The sequence below is a fragment of the Paenibacillus sp. J22TS3 genome, from assembly GCF_018403205.1.
In the GTDB taxonomy this organism is placed as follows: Bacteria; Bacillota; Bacilli; order Paenibacillales; family Paenibacillaceae; genus Fontibacillus; species Fontibacillus tuaregi.
Window position 1 is genome coordinate 696,359 of the sequence record NZ_BOSF01000002.1, and the last position, 19,132, is coordinate 715,490.

A 19,132-nucleotide genomic window follows, 5' to 3' on the forward strand; every position below is an offset into this window, starting at 1 on the left:
AATGAAGGAATGGATTGAAGAAATGAATTTGAATGCTTGGCCAGCGCTGCAAACTGTATTGTATGACGGTTGGGTGCTTCGCTTTGCGGAGGGTTATTCCAAACGGTCGAATTCGGTCACGCCTCTATACCCTTCGAGGAAGGAAGACATAGCGGCCAAAATTGACGAATGTGAGTCTATGTACCAGCGTAACAATCTTCCCCCTGTATTTAAAATCACGCCGTTTGAAACCTCGGAACTGGATCTGGCTCTCCATAAACGAGGATATCAATCCGTGGATATTACCCTGGTACTGATCTGTGACTTGACCGAAAATACGATTAGGGACCGGTGGCTGGGGGAAACCTTGCGGAAGCATGTTACAATAGAGAGTAGAGTAAGTCATTCCTGGCTGCAGCAGCTGTGTCAGTTCAACAGCCTGAAGCGGGAATATATGGACACTGCCTATCGGATGCTCACGGCAAGCCCTCTTCAGCAGGGCTTTTTCACTTTGTATGACGGGGAAGAGCCGGCAGCCTGCGGCTTTTGTGTTGTACAGGCTGGGCATGCGGGTATTTATGATATTGTAACCGATCCGCGGCGCAGAAGACGCGGGTATGCTCAGGAGCTGATTCAGCGAATGCTGGTTTGGGCACAGGCAAACGGAGCAGCACACGCTTATTTGTTGGTGGTGGAAGATAATCTGGCTGCAAGAAAGTTGTACGAGAAGCTTGATTTCAGTGAGTTATACAAATATGGGTACCGAGTGAAATCGTCTATCTGATCCCCATGGATTAGAGCCTGATTGAACGAGGAACTGCGAACAGCAGGAAGATCACACCGAGGTGAACAAAATGGAGTTTTCATGGAAAAAGAATCTGTACGTTCTATGGAGCGGCGTATTCTTTTGCAGTATGGCATATTCAATGGTTATCCCTTTCCTGTCTTTATTCATTAGTCATGATCTGAAGGTGAGCACGAACGTGTCTTTATGGTCAGGTCTCACCTTTGGAATTACCTTTCTGGCCGGAGCATTAATCGCGCCATATTGGGGTTCGCTGTCCGATAAATATGGCCGCAAGCCCATGCTGCTGCGCTCGGGGTTTTGTCTCTGCCTGGTATATGTTCTGACCTCCCTGGTACAAGACCCCTATCAGCTGCTTGGAGTACGTATTCTGTCAGGGCTGCTGGCAGGGTATGTTCCTTCAGCGATTGCCCTGGTGGCGACCAATACACCGGAGAAGCAGGTGGGCTATTCTCTGGGCATCATGTCAACGGCAAGTGCGGCTGGGAATATCGTAGGCCCGATGATCGGCGGCTTCCTGAGCAAGTATATTGGTTACAGGGAATGTTTTCTGGTAGCAGGCGGGGTGGTGTTGGTCTCCGCACTGATCGCCCTGTTTTTTGTCAAAGAAGAGAACTTCCACAGGGACCAAGCCCGGTCGCATGTGCTGGATGACTTCAGAGAGGCTGTGGCCAACCGGCCGCTGATCAGGCATCTGACGGTCGTGCTGATTGTAACCACTTCCGTCATGGTGCTTGAACCGCTGCTGACCCTGTATGTGCTGGATCTTGGCGCTTCGATGGGCAATGCGTCCCTTAGCTCGGGAATTATATTCTCTGCCGTAGGTATTGCCACGGTCATTGCTGCCCCGATATGGGGAAAGATCGGCCAGAAGATCGGCTACCAGAACACCTTGATTATCGGTCTGGTCGGCGGAGGACTCGGTAATTTACTGCAGCTGTTGTTCCACAATCTTTACGGCTTTGGTATTCTCAGATTTATGTATGGGTTGTTTTTTGCGGCAGTGTATCCTTCTTTAAATGCCTTGATTGTGAAGACCACAACCCCTGATTTCAGGGGCCGGGCTTTCAGTCTGAATCAGTCCGCCAACCAACTTGGAGGCATGGCTGGACCTATTGCCGGTGGAGCGGCGGCTGGCTTCATTCCAATCCCCGTCGTCTTTGTGTTGAACGGGCTGCTGCTTCTGATGACCGCTGGGGTGCTTAAGCTGAATCATACCCGAAGAATGGTGCTTAAAAAGAATACGGCTGCCAAGTTGTAAAAGATTAAACACCCGCTAACCTGGATTTAACCGATCCCGCAGACCAAGGCTGCGGGATTTTTGGTATATTCTCAGGTGGCATTCAGGCTTTATTAAGGAGACTCCTCTACAATGAACTTATTCAGGGAATATAGCCAGCGAGAGGAGCTTGAATATGGCAAAGCACAATAAATGGACGAAATGGAAAGCAAGTGCGGCTGGAATCCTTGCGGCAGGACTTGCCCTGCAGTGGGTCAAATCCACGCCTGCCTTCGACACCGCGCAGCAGGTGGCAGCCGCTGGGGCCTCCAGCAGTACGTCCGCTCAAAATGATTCATCAAGTGATACCGCGCTCAATGATTGGGACCGCGGTTTTGAAAATAACAATCAGGATAGTGGGGCCAGATTCCATGGGGGACACCATAGAGGCGGCGATTTCGGGTCTGGCAGCAGCGACTCCGGCCTAAGCGGAAGCGATTCTGGCACCAATAACGGGGATTCAGGCAGCTCATCTCAGGGGAGCACACCTTCATCGAATTTTGAGACTCATTCGGGCGGGTCATGAGAGGTTTGCTTCCTCAAGTGAAGGCATGGAAGACGTCGTTTCGGGCCATGAATACAGCGGTGGAGGTTCATTTGGCCGTTAGGGATGAACAACGCTTTAGAGATTTGGTGTTCAAGGTACAACATTGGTTCGAGACCCAAGAGAAGAGATTCAGCCGATTTCTGCCTGATAGCGAGCTCTCCAGGCTGAATTGCTCCAGCGGCTGGGTCAGTGTATCCCTGGCTATGAAGGAGGTATTAAGCCTGTCCAGACACTTCTCCAGCTTAAGTGAAGGGATTTATGAACCGGCAATTCTGCCCGAGCTAAGGCAGGCCGGATACATTCAAAGCTTCGAGCAGCTCTTATCAGCTGATCTTTCACAAGATGTGTATGACAGCGAAGAGACAAGCCCTGGTTTCAGAGAGTGGACGTTTGATGCTGGGAGCAGAATGTTCAGGAGGGAATCTGGAACAGCGCTTGACCTGGGTGGGATTGTCAAAGGCTGGTGTGTGTACGAGATCGCACAATGGCTGAAAGGGCAGCAGGATGTTCAGGCTGCCTGTGTCAATGCGGGCGGCGATCTAACCGTGTGGAGCCGTTCGAACCAGCCGGTGGATTGGAGCATTCGGATTGAGAACCCGTTCAAGCCGGATGAAGACCTCGGAGGGCTGCAGATTAGAAACGGCAGCGCAGCAACATCAAGCCGGCTTAAGCGGCGATGGGTAACGCGCAGCGGCAGGGAGGGTCATCATTTAATTGATCCGAGAACGGGTTCTTCCGCCGAAAGTGATATTGTCCAATGCACGGTAATAGGGGGCCGTCTGCCCGAGTGTGAAGTTATTGCTAAGTGCATGTGCATTCTAGGCGAGGTGGAGGGTTTGGCTTGGCTTAACCGCAGGAATATAACCCACGAGATGTTTTGGTTGGATCATAAGCAGCGCCTTCATTACCGGGGCAGTGAGCAGCAATACCAGCTGGAAGCATTCCAAGCGGTACCTGAAGTCGTTCACTTTTACCCGGAAATATAGGCAGGATTACAGCAGGGAGGTTATTTTACTATGGCAGATTGGTTTATGTCCTTGCCCCTTTGGGGGATCATCAGAGTTTCAGGAATTTTATCTTATTTGCTTTTGTTTGCAGGAATGATGCTTGGGATTCTTCATGGAATGCCGGGAAATAGCGGAAGGACGAGGGCGGCCATGTTTAAATGGCATACCCGCTGCACCTGGTCGGGATTCCTGATCGGAATTGCTCATGGAATGGTTATCTATGTGGATCAATACAGTCCGTTTACCTGGAAGGAAATCTGGATTCCATTTACCGCCCACACCCACCCGGTAGCTTCGGGCCTTGGCACACTAGCTGTGTATGGCATGCTGATTCTTCTATTAACCAGTGATTTGCGGAATAAAATAAAAAAACCTCTGTGGTACATGATTCATCTTTTGTCTTATCCTGTATTTCTCATGTCCTTATTTCACGGACTATTTACAGGAAGCGACACCGGCTCGACTCCCATTAAACTGATGTATGCTCTTACCGCTATTGGACTGGCAGGGGTTACCGTATACAGATTCACGCTCAAGAGTGGACGTTCGAAGCCTGTCAAATTGTCGAGATAACCCGGTTTTTCCTTGCCGGACAAGGCGTTTAAAACCTAATAAAACGGTTAAATAACAAATAACCGGGCGGAAGGAAAATAGTTCCTTTGCCCGGTTTATCTAACTATAAGGAGAGGGTTGACGTGGCTATTGACCGTTTTATACTCAGAAAGCTGGAGAGCTGTCATCATGAGTCAGTCCGCCGTAATTTACTCGCATTATTCCTGATCCGTGTTGAGAAAGCCTGGAACAAGGAAGAAGCCCATAGAACAGCGGTATAACCAGCTTATCTATGGGCCTGTCCACAATGTATGGGAGTTTCTTTTCATGCGGGTTCTGTTAGTTTTTTAATACAACGATAATGCCAGGGAGTCAAATTCGCTTTTGCTGTGCAAAATGGCTTCAGAGCCTTCAATTTCAATACTGATTAAGGAAGTTAAGCATTTTTTAAGGGCTCTCTTTCCTGTTGTGAACTTCTTCTCAAGTGCGCTTGTCAAAAGTCTAAGTGTTCTTTGAATAGGCTGTTTGCTTTCAGCAGCGAAATAGACGGGAACCAGATTGTTTTGGAATTTAATCAAGATTTTCATTCTAATCACCTCTATACAGTGGTTTCATAATACAATACTAATTCACGATTATTAAAATAAGCTTAAAAGAACCTTATAAGTTTCTAAATAAATTGTGATCATCTTGGGGACGGCTTGCCGCCTCTTTTTGCTGTTTACCCGCATGGGATATAATTGACTCTTCACCCGTCTAAGTAGTCAACGTTAAAGTCATATTAAAGGTTTCGTACCGTGATGAAACTAAGAGGAATTACCCATTTTTATGGGCATTTTGTAACAATTGGAGTTAGAGCACCAAGCCAGGGGGTGGGGAACAGTGCTATGATTAGAAGAATAGGATCTTTTCATAGATTTTCATTAAGGAAGGAAGGTTCTTAACCACGTGATATTGACCGTATGCAGCGGCAGGGACCAGGCAAATTGGTTCGATATTGAACTCTCGTTGGAGACCAAGGCCATTGACCTGATCAGAGAGCTTCAGAGCGAATCTGGGCTTTCAGTCATTCTAGATGATGAGAAGGTTGGATGTATCCTTGAAGGCAGGCATCCTGATGGTACATGGTTCCGGGTTCAAGGGGACTGTGAAATAGGTCTTAGTGGTCTTACCGACGGGGATTACGTCCGAATTCAGCGGACCTACGGCACGGTTGACATGGAGCCTTAGCACCAGGTTGAATCCTGCTAAACAAATGTAAAATGCAGCCAGGAGGAGTGTCATGAGCACGCTCTATCAAAGATCACCCAGAATAAAAAAATCGCTTGAAGCCGCCCGGTACGAAATTGTGAAGCCACCGGATCTGCCTGCAAGGCCAGTAATGTCACCACTGCTTTTTGTAGGACCTTCGGTCATTGCTGCAGCCGTACTTTCATTCATTATATATATTAATTTCTCAAGGTCAGAAATCAGCGGGATGATGGTCATATCCGAAATCCTCGGCATCCTGCTCGCTGGCTCCTTGTTCGCAGTGCCCTTTCTGGTGCACCGGTCACAGCTTCGAAGGTACGCCCTGAGCGCAGACGAAAGAGAAGCCAAGTATAGAGGACGTCTCGATAAAATAAAGCTTGAGCTTGAAGCGCTTGCCGATGAACAAAGACAGGCCATGCTCGAGGTTCATAATCATCCGGAATCCGCGATTCTCGTTGCGTCCGAAAGATCACCGTCTCTGTGGGAGAGGTCTCCTAGAGATTCGGACTTCCTTGAAGTGAGAGCGGGTACAGGGGACGTGCCTTTTAAAGTAGATATTCAACCGCCCCAGAAGGACGGCTTTACCGAAGACCCCCTAACTCATCTTGCCGGGCAGCTCGCCGGGGGCTTTAGCGTAATCCCGGATTGTCCTGTTACCCTGCCGCTGCCGGAAGCAAAGGTAATCGGTATTGTCGGGGAACCGGAGGATACGAGCAACCTGATCCGGGCTGTTGTTGCCCAGATTGCCATCAGTCATTCCCCGGACGAGGTCAAGCTTGCAGCATTTATTAACGAAGGCTTGCTTCAGGAGTGGAGCTGGCTGCGCTTCTTTCCCCATGTATGGGATGAGGGCAAAAAGCGGAGATTTCTTGCGGGAAACCGGCTGCAAGCCCACGAGCTGGCTGAAAAGCTGTACCATTTGATCCAGCCGCGTATAAGACAAGATCAGCCGGTCAAAACGCTGCAGGACGCGGGTCCATGGTATGTAACGGTAATTACAGATAGTCGTCTTGTTGAGGATGAAGCACTTTACCCGCTGCTGCTTGATCAAGATGAATCCCTGCAGGCATGCACCATAATTATGGCGGATTCTACCGAGAATCTCCCTAGACAGTGCAGACTGATTATCGAGTGTGACGGGGCTGAAGCGGAGTATTTGTACCGCAATCCGGATGGTACGGTGATGAACCGGCGGATGATAGTCGACCGTTTGTCTGTACAGCAAGCAGACACCCTTGCGAGAACGATGGCTCCCATTGAGCTCAAAAAATCCGCGGCAGGTGAAATTCCTTCAACGGTTACGCTCTTGGAGCTCCTGGGTGTGCATGAGACCGAGGGACATCAACTTGCAGATATCTGGGAGCGTCACCGCTTTCCCCGGCTGCTTCCTTTGCCGCTCGGAGTTAGAGCGGGAGGAAAGGTTATGCAGCTTCAGCTTCATGACAAAATTGAGCATCAGGGCCATGGACCCCATGGTCTGATTGCCGGGATGACCGGTTCGGGCAAGAGCGAGCTGCTCCAGTCCTTGGTCAGCGCGGCTGCTATGAATTATCATCCGCATGATATTAATTTCCTGCTGATTGACTATAAAGGCGGGGGAATGTCTAACAGCTTGGAGGCTTTCCCCCATGTGGTCGGCACTTTGACAAACCTGGATAAGCGGTTGATTCAAAGAGCGAAAATTTCACTGCGTGCGGAGCTCGTCCGCCGGCAGATGATTTTGAAGGATGCTGGGAATCTTCAACATATTGATGAATATTACCAACTGAAGAGAGAGGAGCCGCTCCCACATCTTATTGTTGTCATTGATGAATTTGCCGAGCTTAAGCGTGATCATCCTGATTTTATGGATGAGCTGATCAGTATAGCCGCGATTGGAAGAACCTTGGGGCTCCATCTGATTCTTGCAACACAGAAGCCGTCTGGTGTGGTGGATGACAAAATATGGAGCAATGCGAGGTTTCGCATTTGTCTCCGGGTGCAGGACGAGAGTGACAGCCGGGATATGATCAAGCTGCCGGATGCAGCCTGGATTCATACTGCGGGTCGCGGTTACTTCCAAGTGGGAAGCGGAGAGGTGTTTGAACAGCTGCAGTTCGCTTGGGCGGGTGCGCCGTATGAGAGATCAGGCGCACCGAAGCAGACACAAGTATACAAAGTGGCTTTAAATGGGGAAAAGCTTCCTATCGGAAGCCAGACAACCCGGGAGGCAAATGCAAATCCCGCGCCGAAGCAGCTTCAGGCCATTATCGATTATGTCCGGCAAACCGCCGGCCAGCTGGGAATTCAAAGGCTGAAAGGACCATGGCTTGAGCCGCTTCCCGAGATGATTGGGCCTTTGGTTGATTCCGGGGAAGAGTCTGGGGATCAGCCACTTACTGCGGTTGTTGGATTGGCCGATGATGTTGCCGAGCAGCAGCAGATTGCAGCACGTCTTGCTGTAAGCGAAGGTCATCTTCTGATCTATGGAATGCCAGGTTCAGGCAAGACAACATTCATTCAGACTTTCCTGATGTCCCTCGCCAGACGTTACACCCCTGAGGAATGGTCCGGTTATATTGTGGATATGGGAAGAACGATGCGGGAGTATGGCAATCTTCCACACATCGGCAATGTAATCACTCCTGAAGACCAGGACCGGATGGCGAGACTGTTCCGTTATTTGGCCAAGGAGTCCAACGAGCGCAGACAGCTGCTTATGGAAGCCGGTGTGAAGACGGCGGCTGAGTACCGCAGGCTTGCCCATCAGCCGCTCCCTGAAGTTGTTACGGTGATTGACGGTTACTATATGTTCAAGCTTTCGTTCCCCGCTCAGAATGAGCAGCTTGATGTTCTTCTGCGGGAAGGGCCGGCTCTGGGATTGAGTTTCCTTGTTAGTGCAAACCGGCTTGGAGATATTCCAGAGAAGTTCAGAAGCAGTATCTCCCGAACCGCGGCTTTCCAAATTGCAGATCCGCATGATTATCCTTATATGGGGCTCCGAATTGCTGGAGCCGGATTGGAGTCCGCTCAGCCTCCGGGCAGAGGGCATTTTAAATTGGACGGCAGGATCATTGAATTCCAATGCTCTCTCCCTGCGCCGGGAGGCACAGAGTCGGAGGTTAACGAGCAGCTGAAGCAGCAGATTGCTGAGCTCGACAGCAGTTGGAGCGGGAAGCGTCCACAGCCGATCCGCGAGCTGCCGGCATGGATTGCCCTGCACAGCTTATTAGAACAAGGCGGGGGGAATACCCAGGCTTCTCTTGGAATCCGGGTGGAGGATTTGAGTCCGCTTGCGGTGGATTTGGACTCAGGTCCCCACTATATTGTCGGGGCTCCGATGGAAGGCGGCAAAACCTCCTTCCTGATCTCATGGATTTTATCGCTTGCGTGGAGTCACACACCGGAGGAAATCGCTATATATGCTGTCGATGGGCGTCATTCCAGCCGGGAGATCAGCGGGCTCTCGCAGGTGCCTCATGTTAAAGGCTGTGCAAGTGGGGACAAGGGACTCGCAGCCATTGTGGATGAATTGCTGGACAGCGGGGAATCCAATGCAGCCCCGAATTCTTCCGAATTAAGTTCACCAGCTAGAAAAGTGCTGTTCATTGATGATGCGGATGTGCTGGCACGCCAGATGCAGGACTTCGCCCTGAAGGACAAGCTGACCAGTCTGGTCCGGAAATCCAGGGAACTGGGTGTGCATATTATTCTCTCAGGTGTACCTTCGGATTTCCCGACTTTCGGGGCCGACTGGTTCAGCGAAATCAAAAACTGTCAGAGCGGGTTCCTGCTTGGCAGCAGGGATGCCAATGATTTATCCTTCTTCCGCATTCCAATCGCCGAGGCGCAGGCTGTTCAAGGTGAGCTGCCGGTCCTGCCTCCGGGCCAAGGGTATTATGTGAGAAGGAAATATGAGAAGTTCAAAGCAGCCCTGCCATTTGACAGTGCCTGGACCAGAGCTGACTGGATCAAGGCAATAAGCGAAAAGTGGAAAGTGTTAGTCGGAGAGGAGGTGGGATAGATGGTGACGGCAAATGCCTCACAGAAAGCTGTAATTACACTAGAGACCAAAGAGCTGTTTTTCCTTGCGGGAATTCTGGGCTCAGACAGGCTGCTTGGCATCGATGATCCTTTCCGTGGTTATCTATCGGAGGAAATTGCCGAGGAGTGGGAGAGTGCGAAGAATTCGCTATTAAGCAAAGGGTACCTGACCCAGGTGAACAACGGGGTGGAATTGGAAATGTCTCCCCAAGTATTCTCCCAGGTGGCCATAGCAGGGCTCGCCGAACGCGCTTGCTGGGTTAGATACACAAACGAGGATGACAGCTTTGAGGGATACCTTCATGTGACCGATGAGAAGGTTGTGGAGGTGCGCAAACTTTCCGATGCTGCGCGGGAATATCAGCTTGTGGAGATCGGAAATGTCAGACAGGCCAGCGATGATCTGGTTAACCGGATGCGGTGGAATATCGGGTCCCCAGAGAACATGCCAGCCCTTCTGTTATCCCGGAAGCAGTTCAACGAGTTATATGAGAACAGCGAGCACTTGAGCGTTGAAGAAATCAGCTCGGAGCTGGCGGAGTCCACGGATGACCAGGAAGGAGCCTGGGCGCTTGCCAAGTGTCTCAAGACAAGAACATCCGACGGGGAGCTTCAGCTGTCTGTGTGGAGTGGTACCGATTGGGAGACTCAGGGGGCAGCATTTGTGGTGAATGAATCCATGAACTGGCTCATTCGTATGAGTACTAAAGATGATGAGGACTGGTTGATCGCTACGCCGACAACTAGAGAGCAGTTCCAAAATATGCTGCTGATGTGGTTTGAACGACCTTCTGAAACAGAGGAAAGGTGATTATGATGCGTATAAGAATGGAACCCGAGCAAATGCGGACGCTTAGCAAAAACTTGTACCAATCCGCTGAACAGCTGCGCCAGATGGCCGCGAGCCTGAATCAATTGCTGTATCCCCTCAATCAGGAGAGTGGAACTCTCGGAACCGTTTCAGAGCAATGGCAGCACGCCCATCGTATATCCGAGCAGGTTCATGCCGAGCTTTACCGGATTGGCCAGTTTGTAGAGACGAAGGCTGACGCATTCCAGAGCCTGGAGAATGAACCAGGCACGCTGCAGAATGGGGCTCAGATAGCGGCTGTAGGTAGTGCTGCAGCGATGTTCGCCGGACTTTTTGCTGTAAGAAATGTCATTCTTCCCGGAAACTATGAGATGCAGGGTGTGATATCCAACCCGGAGTCTGCCGTGCAGGCTGTCCGCAATGAGAAGCATCAGAGTTCGCCCGCAGGTCAGAGATGGGAGGTTCATCCGTCCTCGGCAGGTCATTCAGCCGGACATAAAGGGAATTCATGCAATTCGTCCCTGCCGCATCCAGGCTTATCAGGTAACAGCCCAGGTTCTATGGACCGGGAGGAGCAGGAGCTTTTGCAGGCGGCGGTGAATAACCCTCATGCCTGGAAGTTTCTGAATCCGGCGGCGGCAGTTCCTGGCCCCTTGAAGCTGCGCAGAATCAGAGTTGTTCCAGGCGGAAGGAGACAGACAAGCATTAGACATTTGGACAAGCTGTTGGGTAAGCTGAACTCCAGCAACTTAATCGAGGATAACCGGAGCTCAGATCAACAATAAATTTCTTTAAATAGCAAGGAGGAACACACATGGCAGGACGTATCACAATTAGCCCCGAACATGTGGAGCAAATCGCCAAGCAATTTAAGATGAGCAGTGAGGAGAGCAGGCAGATTGTGTCTAATCTCGCTAATGCGGTGCAGGGAATGGAGCATGAATGGGAAGGCGTAACCAAGCAGCGCTTTATCAAGGAGTTTCAGGAAGCGGACAAGCAGATGAAATCGTTCGTGCAAATTCTGGACTCCATCAGTGAGGAGCTTATTGCTATTTCGCAAAAGTTTCGTTCCATCGATCAAAGCCATAATTAAGAACAATTTATTTTAATCTATACGGAAGAAAGAGGGAGTATTAATGTCGTTTCAGCCTAACCCGGGGGATGCAATCGTTATTAATCAAATGAAATATGTGGTCGGTCAGCATCCTGCAGCCCCCGGCATGGCATATGCCCAAGCCGGAAGGCAGGGTACGGTCTATAAGCTTATGCCCGAATCGGGGGATATCCAGGGGGCCAAGGCGCTTAAAATATTCTATCCTAAGTATCGCAATCCAGCCTTGGTGTACCAATCAGAGAAGATGGAAGTCTTCAGCACCCTTCCCGGGCTCAAGGTGTGCCGGCGCGAGGTGATTACGCCTGAGAGGAACGGGGAGCTGATTGCACAGTACCCGGATATGCTGTATGCGGTTCTTATGCCATGGGTGAACGGGTCTACATGGATGGATGTGCTGGCTCATGGGGACCTGCTCACCGCTAAGGAAAGCTGGGAGCTGGCCAAGGGTCTCGCCGCGGTAGGCTCAGGTATGGAGCAGAAGGGGCTTGCCCACTGTGACTTGTCATCCCCGAACGTGCTCCTCCCAAGGCTGCGAAGGGGGAGCGATCAAGAGGAAGGGTCCGCCGTGGAGCTGGTTGATGTGGAACAGCTGTACAGCGCCAGGCTCGATCCTCCCGATATTTACTTTGCCGGCTCGCCGGGTTATGCTTCCGGGCTTCCGGTTCACCGCAGTACAGGAGGACCCTGGCATGCCTATGCCGACCGGTTCGCAGGTGCGATTATTCTGGCCGAGATGCTGAGCTGGTCTGATCCGCAGATTGTCTCGAATGCCTGGGGGGAAAGTTATTTTGACCCGGATGAGATGCAGACTCCGAGTGAACGGTACACGCTGATGACCGAGAGCTTGGAGAGCCGTTGGGGGAAAGGGGCTGCAGAACTGTTCACCCGGGCTTGGCAGAGTGATGATGTACGGAGCTGCCCGACCTTCGGTGAATGGCTTGTTGTCATTTCGGGAATGACCCCGCAAGAGTTGGACGAGAAGCCAGTACTGGCTGAGCAAGCCGAACCCCTGGCTTATGAGGAGCAGCCGCTGGTCCTTGATCATAGGCCATCAGAGGTTCCCGATGATCTGACGCTCCCTGAATTGATTGAATGGTCAAGAAATCAGGAGATGAACGGGAATACGGTGCTTGCCCGGCAGGGCTATCAACAGGCTTTAGCGGATTCTTCCGCAAGTGAGGAAGTACATATAGAGCTTACGGCTGCTCTAAGCCAGATTTCGGCTGCTCAGGAACCCGCTTCCCCCAAGCAGCAAGAAGCTCCCGTACCTGTCAGCGCGAACAGCACGCCCAAGAACCGCCGTTGGTTTTATGCTTATGCGGCGGGTGCGGCTCTGCTGTTGATTCTGGCTGGAATTGTGGTTACCCGTCCCTGGGCAGGTTCAGGCACAGGGGACGGCGTCACGAATCAGGCGGAGCAGTCGGTGAAACGCCCTGTACCGGCCGCTCCGGCCGCTAAGCCTTCCGGGGATCAGGTGGCTAAGCCGAATGCGGATGCAGAGAAGATCGCCGCGGCTGCCAGGGCGGAAGCTGCCGCAAAGGCTGCTAAGCTGGAGGAAGAACGTAAAGCCCAGGAGAAGAAAAAGCAGGAAGAGGCGGCTAAACAAAAGGCCCAGCAGGCTGCAGCCCAAAAAGCACAGCAGGAGAAATTCGACCGTCAGCTGCAGTATGAGAAATATTTGATTTGGAAGAAGGACAGGGATGAGCGGCTGGCCAAAGAAGCCGCACAGGCCAAAGCAGAGGCCGCCGCGCAGGCTAAAGCAGAGGCCGCCCGTAAAGCTAAGCTGGAGCAGCAGAAACGCGAGAACGCGAAGAAGGTCCAAGCCCTGCAGGCCAAGAGGGACCAGCAGTCGGTGAAGCTGAATGCTTCGTTCAATCAGGCTTATAACGCTTGGAAGGGTGGCAAAGACGAACTGGCCCGGGCTTATGCCTGGCAGTTCTTCGATATTTATAATAACGATTCCGCCTACTTTGGAAAGAACGCCAAGCTTGCCAAACGGGCATCCGGGCTTAAGAAGTACCTGGCGAAGAGCAGTGCGGGAATCCCCGATATTTAAGTCCTAACTTGGAACGACTAAAGGAGATATATGTAGTATGAAGTATACGGTTCAGGCTTCACAGCGAACCCCTGCCTTGATCATTTACCTGATTGACATCAGCGCATCCATGAACCTGTTAATGGAAGGCCGCCGCCGGATTGATATTGTATATGAGGCGTTGTCTCTTGCTGTTAGACAGATGGTGTTCCGTTCGACCAAAGGCAACCGGCTTACTCCCAGATACCGCATAGCGATTCTAGCCTATAGTGATGAAGTTTACGACCTGCTTGGCGGGGTGAAGGGCATCGATGAAGTAGCGCTGCTCGGCAAACTGCCGGAGCTTTCCCCGAAGAGATTCTCAGATTCGGCGAAAGCTTTTGCCCAGGCTGAGAAAATCCTTAAGGCTGAGCTGCCTGATATGCAGGGCTGTCCAGCTCCTCTGATCTGTCATATGACGGATGGAGTGACCACCGGTGATGATCCTGAGCCGATTGTGAAACGGATTATGAGTATGGGCGTTGAGGACGGGAATGTGCTGGTGGAGAATATATTCATCTCGGACCATGTGCTGGAAGAGCCTATTCAGGAGCCCCGAAGATGGAGGGGGATTGGCAGGGACACCCGGCTTAAGGAAGGGGCAGGTCTGAAGCTGCGGGAGATGTCATCGGTGCTGCCGGAGAGTTACCGAGAAATGCTGACTGAGGCGGATTATCAGCTTGCCCCAGGTGCTCTAATGCTTCTGCCGGGGAACTGCGCAGAGCTGGTATCGGTTGGATTCCAAATGTCCGCAGCAACGCCTGTCCGGTAAGGATAGATTTTGATGAAAAAAAATGCCCAAACGGATACCGCCAATTTTGTATGGACTTGCAATCAGGCTAAGCCATGTCCTCCAGCCGCTGTGGAAACTTCAAGGTTCAACTGCCGATACTCGTTCAGCCCATCTGATGAGAGCTGGGAATCGGGTGAGAACAGCCAGGATTATCTGGCTGTCGGCGTTAGAGGGAACGTCTGCTGGTTTGTCTTATGTGACGGGGTCTCCTTGTCTTACCGTGGGGACTTTGCCGCTAAGTATTTGGGAAGCCGGTTGTTCGAGTGGCTGGGGGATACACAGGAGCTGTCCAGGCATGCTTTTGACCAAGTTCTTACGCAAATAGTGCCCGATGCCGCTGAAGAGACGGACCGGCTCAAGCTTCCGGCCGATATGCCATCCTTACTGAGAGAGGTTCTCGAAGAGAAAAGGCGGCGGGGGGCGGAGACGATGTACCTCTGCGGACGAATCGAACTGCCTGAAGCGGGAAAGTCTGAAGGAAAGCTCTGGCTGGCCTGGCAGGGGGACAGTCGGCTCAGGTGCTGGTTATCCGGCAGAGAGCTTGTGATGGACCCTGCCCGCTTCCTTACCGGGGAGAGGTGGTCTGCCAAAAGAGGGACCATCGGGGGTGGACCCCACTTCCACCAGCAGCCGCTTGCCGGAGATAACCGGGAGTACAGGCTTATGGTCTACAGCGATGGGTTGAAACGGCTTGACCGCTGTGAGACCCTGTCGGATATTTACCGCCGGATACAAGCCAAGCTGCCTTTGGAGGACGATGCCTCCTGGCTGGATATATCTTGGATTGCATAAGCAGCAGCACCTATTCAGATGGGTGCTGTTTTTTTATTTCTAGAAATTAGTGGATTGTTGATTTAATCCCTATCGTTTTTGGGTAATCTTGTGACAGAAGCTGGATGCTAACTAAGTCCATTTACTAAACCCCAAAATATAGATAGAAGGAGTGCAGAAATAATGCCCCATAATCAGAACAATCGACAACGTTTTCAAGGAAAAACGGCTATAGTAACAGGAGCGGGTTCCGGAATTGGAAAAGCTGCGGCAATCCGGCTGGCTCAAGAAGGGGCCAAGGTCGCACTGTTCGACTTGCAAAACGACCGCACCCGGTCGACCGAACATGAGATTAACCAGATCTTTCGAGGTGTATCGCGCTCCTTTGACGTGGATGTCTCCGATCCGCAGCGGATGGAGAAAGCTGTAAATGAGGCTGCCTCCTACTTTGGAGGAATTGATATCGTATTTGCCAATGCCGGGATCAACGGGGTGCTTGCTCCCATCGAAGAAATGGGATTCGAGGATTGGGAGCGGACGCTGCGCATTAACCTGAACGGCACTTTTTTGACGGTGAAATACACGGTCCCTTACCTGAAGGAAAAAGGGGAAGGCAGCATCATAATTACGAGCTCCATTAATGGAAGCGACCGTTTTGCCGGGTTTGGCATGTCGGCATACAGCACCACAAAGGCGGGGCAGGTGGGCTTCGCGAAGATGGCTGCGCTTGAACTTGCCAAATTCAAGATCCGGGTAAATGTGATCTGTCCGGGTGCTATTGCAACGAATATTGACCAGACCACGGAAGCAAGTGATGAATTGAAGGAGATCGTCATCCCTGTGGAATATCCGGAAGGCAGCCAGCCGCTGGCTGACGGACCGGGGCAGCCCGAGGATGTAGCCGATCTGGTAGCTTTCCTTGCCTCATCGGAATCCAAGCATATCACAGGTGCAAGAATCGTAATTGATGGAGCAGAATCATTACTGTAACCTTTTATGAAGAGAGGAGCTGTGAGGTTTCATGTTCTCCTGGCTGGCGGAACAGAGAATAACAGAGGCGATCGACAAGGGAGAGCTGGATGATCTCCCTGGACAAGGACAACCTTTGCACGTTGAAGATTTGTCACATATCCCCGAGGATCTTCGGATCGCCTATAAAGTGATGAAGAATGCGGGGTATGTCCCCGAGGAATTGACTCTGAGAGGTGAATGCCTTCATCTTGAAGATCTGCTGCAGGCATGTGAAGATCCACAGGAAAGGCAGCAGTTGTACCGGAAGCTGAATGAGAAGACCGTGCGGCTGAGGATGATGATTGCCGAACGGGGTATGTCCGATAATCCGGCGTACAGGCAGTATGAGCCTGCATTAACCGAACGTATGAAGTAATAAATATCAGAAATATAAGAAATCACATAGCTAGCCTAAGGCCGCTGAGGTTGGTATAACCGCAGCGGTCTTTTTACTGTTCATTTTGACAGTAGGGATTAGCTCCCTTTATGATTAATTGAACTTATGATGATTGTACAAGCCTACGGAATATCAAGGAGAAGTGATCGAAAGTGAAGTTACCGATAGATGAGGTCATCCCCGGGCTGCAAGCTGCGCTTGCAGGTAACAATTCAGCCGTGCTGGTGGCTGAGCCGGGTGCAGGGAAGACAACCCGGGTGCCGCTTGCGCTGCTGGATGAGCCATGGCTTAAAGGGCAGGGAATTATAATACTGGAGCCCCGTAGGCTGGCCGCTAGATCAGCTGCGGCGTATATGGCACGGCAGCTCGGCGAGGAGGTAGGCGAGACGGTAGGTTACCGGATCAGGTTGGACAGCCGGGTGAGTCAGCGAACACGAATTACTGTCGTGACGGAAGGCATTCTGACCCGTATGCTGCAGGCGGACCAGGCGTTGACTGGGATTGGGCTGGTTATTTTTGATGAGTTTCATGAACGCAGCCTTCACGCGGACCTGGGGCTGGCCCTGACCCTGCAAAGTCAGGGGATTCTAAGGGAGGATCTGCGTATTCTGGTGATGTCGGCGACCCTCTCGGCAGAGCCGGTGGCGAAGCTGCTGAATGAAGCTCCTGTTATCCGCAGCCAAGGAAGAAGCTTCCCGGTGGAAACCGTTTATCTCAGCTCACCCACGCGGGAGGGTGTTGAGGTGCTGATGGCAGACACCATCCGTACCGCTTTAGCTAAGGAGGAAGGGAGCATCCTTGCTTTTCTTCCCGGCATCCGGGAGATTCGCCGTGTTCAGGCGGCACTCAGCGGCAGGATTCCTGGGGATGTCGACCTTGTGCCGCTGTATGGGGGCATGCCGCAGCAGCTTCAGGCCGAGGCGATCCAAGCACCGAAGCCTGGGAGGAGGAAGGTCGTACTTGCCACGTCAATTGCGGAGTCCAGTTTGACGGTGGAGGGGGTTCGTGTCGTGATCGACAGCGGCCTCCGGAGAACGGAGCAGTTCTCGGCGCGCACAGGGATGGGACGGTTGGTGACGGTGAGAGCCGCCAGGGATTCGGCTGACCAGCGCCGGGGCCGGGCAGGCCGGACAGCTCCCGGAGTGTGCTACCGGCTGTGGACGGAGCAGGAGGACAAACAGCTGGCCGAGAAGACGGCGCCGGAAATTCTGGAGGCGGATCTCAGCAGTGTGGCCCTGGAGCTTGCGGTATGGGGCGTGAAGGAGCCTGCAGAGCTGAGCTGGCTTGACGAGCCTGGTGAGGCGGCCTTTAATTACGCCCGACAGCTGCTTGAACAGCTGTCAGCCTTGGATGAAGCCGGTGTTATTACTGCGCACGGGCGGCAAATGGCGGCTTTGGGCCTTCATCCAAGATTTGCCCACATGCTGCTGATCTCCGCCGGAATCGGTTATGGCAGGCTGGCCTGTTATCTGGCGGCCCTGTTGGAGGAGCGGGACATATTTCCGCGAAGCCAGCAAGGCATGGACGCGGATCTGAGGCCGCGTCTGGAGGTGCTGGTTCGGGAAGCCGCGAGGAAGGGATCTCCAAGCGGAAGCGGGGATCTTCGCGGAGCCGGGCCGCAGGATGTCCAGCGGCTGTTAACCCGTGCCCGTCAGTGGGCGTCCCGGCTTCCGGGCCATGAAGGCGAAGACGAAGTGGCTGTGGAAGCGGTCGATGAGCTATGCGGGCTGATGCTGTCTTTTGCCTATCCCGACAGGATTGCACAGCGCCGCACTGATGGCAGGTATCTGCTCCGCAGCGGGAGAGGAGCAGCTGTTGCTGGCGATAAATCCGTATTCCGGGAGCAATATCTGGTTGCCGCCGAGGTGGATGATGATGGGCCGGAGACTGCGGTTCAGCTGGCCGCTCCCCTGACAGAGGAGCAGCTGAATGAGTATTACAAGGAAGAGATGACAAAGCACCTTGAGATCAGGTGGGATGACTCAACCGGCTCTGTACGGGCGAAGAGTCAGCTTAAGCTTGGAGCAATAATCGTCAGGGAGAACTCCAACGTTCAGCCTACAGAGGAACAGATTCAGCATGCGTTATTGGATGCCATTAAGGACGGGGGAATTGCCCTGCTTCCATGGAATTCGAAATCGCGCCAGCTGCAGGCAAGAATCCGGTTTATGAAGGAGCATGGGCGTGGTGACTGGCCTGATGTCTCTGATGCGGCACTTGAGCGGGGAGTTCATGAGTGGCTTGCCCCGTACACCGCTGGCTTCCGTAGGAAATCTGATCTGCAGAAGCTGAATTTACACGCGGTGCTTGAGAGCCTGCTGATCTGGGAGCAGAAGCAGGAGCTGGATAGGGAAGCTCCTACGCACATTACAGTTCCAAGCGGCTCACGGATTCCAGTCCAGTATGAGGGTCCGCAGGCGCCATATGTATCCGTCCGTCTTCAGGAGCTGTTCGGCCTGATGGACACGCCACTTCTGGCCTATGGGTCGGCAGCGGTTACTATGCACATCCTCTCTCCGGCTTCCAGACCGGTGCAGGTGACATCAGATTTGCGAAGCTTTTGGGAGAGTACTTATTTTGACGTGAAGAAAGATTTGAAAGGCCGCTATCCTAAGCATTACTGGCCGGACAATCCATTTGAAGCGACGGCGACCCGGCGGGTCCGTCCTCAAGGTGGGCACAAATAAGAGGTTGACCTGGTTGATTGCTGCCTGAGCC

The 19,132-nt window shown here is 52.3% G+C and carries 18 protein-coding genes; 17 read left to right on the forward strand and 1 reads right to left on the reverse strand.

Annotation, left to right across the window (positions count from 1 at the left end; all coding sequences use genetic code 11):
* Position 1 precedes the first annotated feature (1 nt).
* From KJS63_RS09140 to KJS63_RS09165, 6 genes are all read left to right on the forward strand, one after another.
* Positions 2–763 (forward strand): GNAT family N-acetyltransferase, encoded by a 762-nt coding sequence (locus KJS63_RS09140; protein ID WP_213618807.1) that lies wholly within the window; start codon positions 2–4, stop codon positions 761–763.
* Positions 764–833: 70 nt separating this feature from the next.
* Complete coding sequence (locus tag KJS63_RS09145) at positions 834–2,045, forward strand: MFS transporter (RefSeq protein ID WP_213618808.1); 1,212 nt, start codon at positions 834–836, stop codon at positions 2,043–2,045.
* 154 nt (positions 2,046–2,199) lie between these two features.
* The gene (locus KJS63_RS09150) at positions 2,200–2,589 is read left to right on the forward strand and encodes a hypothetical protein (RefSeq protein WP_213618809.1); all 390 of its coding nucleotides are present in this window, start codon (positions 2,200–2,202) and stop codon (positions 2,587–2,589) included.
* 17 nt (positions 2,590–2,606) lie between these two features.
* Positions 2,607–3,596, forward strand: a complete 990-nt coding sequence (locus KJS63_RS09155; RefSeq protein ID WP_213618810.1) for an FAD:protein FMN transferase — start codon at positions 2,607–2,609, stop codon at positions 3,594–3,596.
* A gap of 30 nt (positions 3,597–3,626) precedes the next feature.
* Positions 3,627–4,190 carry a ferric reductase-like transmembrane domain-containing protein gene (locus KJS63_RS09160; protein ID WP_213618811.1) on the forward strand — a complete coding sequence of 188 codons (564 nt, stop codon included), beginning with the start codon at positions 3,627–3,629 and terminating at the stop codon, positions 4,188–4,190.
* A 122-nt stretch (positions 4,191–4,312) separates the two neighbouring features.
* Positions 4,313–4,450, forward strand: a complete 138-nt coding sequence (locus KJS63_RS09165; RefSeq protein ID WP_187386141.1) for a hypothetical protein — start codon at positions 4,313–4,315, stop codon at positions 4,448–4,450.
* 66 nt (positions 4,451–4,516) lie between these two features.
* Here the strand turns inward: KJS63_RS09165 and KJS63_RS09170 are convergent, their stop codons facing one another.
* Entirely contained in the window at positions 4,517–4,756 is a 240-nt protein-coding gene (locus tag KJS63_RS09170; RefSeq protein WP_068619119.1) for a hypothetical protein, read from the reverse strand.
* Positions 4,757–5,117: 361 nt separating this feature from the next.
* Here KJS63_RS09170 and KJS63_RS09175 point away from each other — a divergent pair, with 361 nt between their 5' ends.
* The 11 genes from KJS63_RS09175 (at position 5,118) to hrpB (ending at position 19,101) form a co-directional block, all read left to right on the forward strand.
* Entirely contained in the window at positions 5,118–5,399 is a 282-nt protein-coding gene (locus KJS63_RS09175; RefSeq protein ID WP_213618812.1) for a hypothetical protein, read from the forward strand.
* 52 nt (positions 5,400–5,451) lie between these two features.
* Positions 5,452–9,423, forward strand: coding sequence for a type VII secretion protein EssC (gene essC, locus KJS63_RS09180; protein ID WP_213618813.1), 3,972 nt, complete (start codon positions 5,452–5,454; stop codon positions 9,421–9,423).
* Complete coding sequence (locus KJS63_RS09185; RefSeq protein WP_213618814.1) at positions 9,424–10,254, forward strand: hypothetical protein; 831 nt, start codon at positions 9,424–9,426, stop codon at positions 10,252–10,254.
* Positions 10,255–10,256: 2 nt separating this feature from the next.
* A complete protein-coding gene (locus tag KJS63_RS09190) occupies positions 10,257–11,039 on the forward strand; it encodes a WXG100 family type VII secretion target (RefSeq protein WP_213618815.1) in 783 nt (260 codons plus the stop codon).
* Positions 11,040–11,068: 29 nt separating this feature from the next.
* On the forward strand, positions 11,069–11,347 hold the full coding sequence (locus tag KJS63_RS09195; RefSeq protein WP_068619109.1) for a WXG100 family type VII secretion target: 279 nt from the start codon (positions 11,069–11,071) through the stop codon (positions 11,345–11,347).
* A 43-nt stretch (positions 11,348–11,390) separates the two neighbouring features.
* Positions 11,391–13,424 (forward strand): protein kinase family protein, encoded by a 2,034-nt coding sequence (locus KJS63_RS09200; RefSeq protein ID WP_213618816.1) that lies wholly within the window; start codon positions 11,391–11,393, stop codon positions 13,422–13,424.
* 37 nt (positions 13,425–13,461) lie between these two features.
* Positions 13,462–14,214, forward strand: a complete 753-nt coding sequence (locus KJS63_RS09205; protein ID WP_213618817.1) for a vWA domain-containing protein — start codon at positions 13,462–13,464, stop codon at positions 14,212–14,214.
* A gap of 12 nt (positions 14,215–14,226) precedes the next feature.
* A complete protein-coding gene (locus tag KJS63_RS09210; RefSeq protein WP_213618818.1) occupies positions 14,227–15,027 on the forward strand; it encodes a hypothetical protein in 801 nt (266 codons plus the stop codon).
* Between the two features lie 162 nt (positions 15,028–15,189).
* Complete coding sequence (locus tag KJS63_RS09215) at positions 15,190–15,996, forward strand: SDR family oxidoreductase (RefSeq protein ID WP_213618819.1); 807 nt, start codon at positions 15,190–15,192, stop codon at positions 15,994–15,996.
* A gap of 31 nt (positions 15,997–16,027) precedes the next feature.
* Positions 16,028–16,393: a DnaJ family domain-containing protein gene (locus KJS63_RS09220; protein ID WP_068619100.1), complete on the forward strand. Its 366-nt coding sequence runs from the start codon at positions 16,028–16,030 to the stop codon at positions 16,391–16,393.
* Positions 16,394–16,566: 173 nt separating this feature from the next.
* Positions 16,567–19,101, forward strand: a complete 2,535-nt coding sequence (gene hrpB, locus KJS63_RS09225) for an ATP-dependent helicase HrpB (protein ID WP_213618820.1) — start codon at positions 16,567–16,569, stop codon at positions 19,099–19,101.
* The last annotated feature ends 31 nt before the right edge of the window (positions 19,102–19,132 follow it).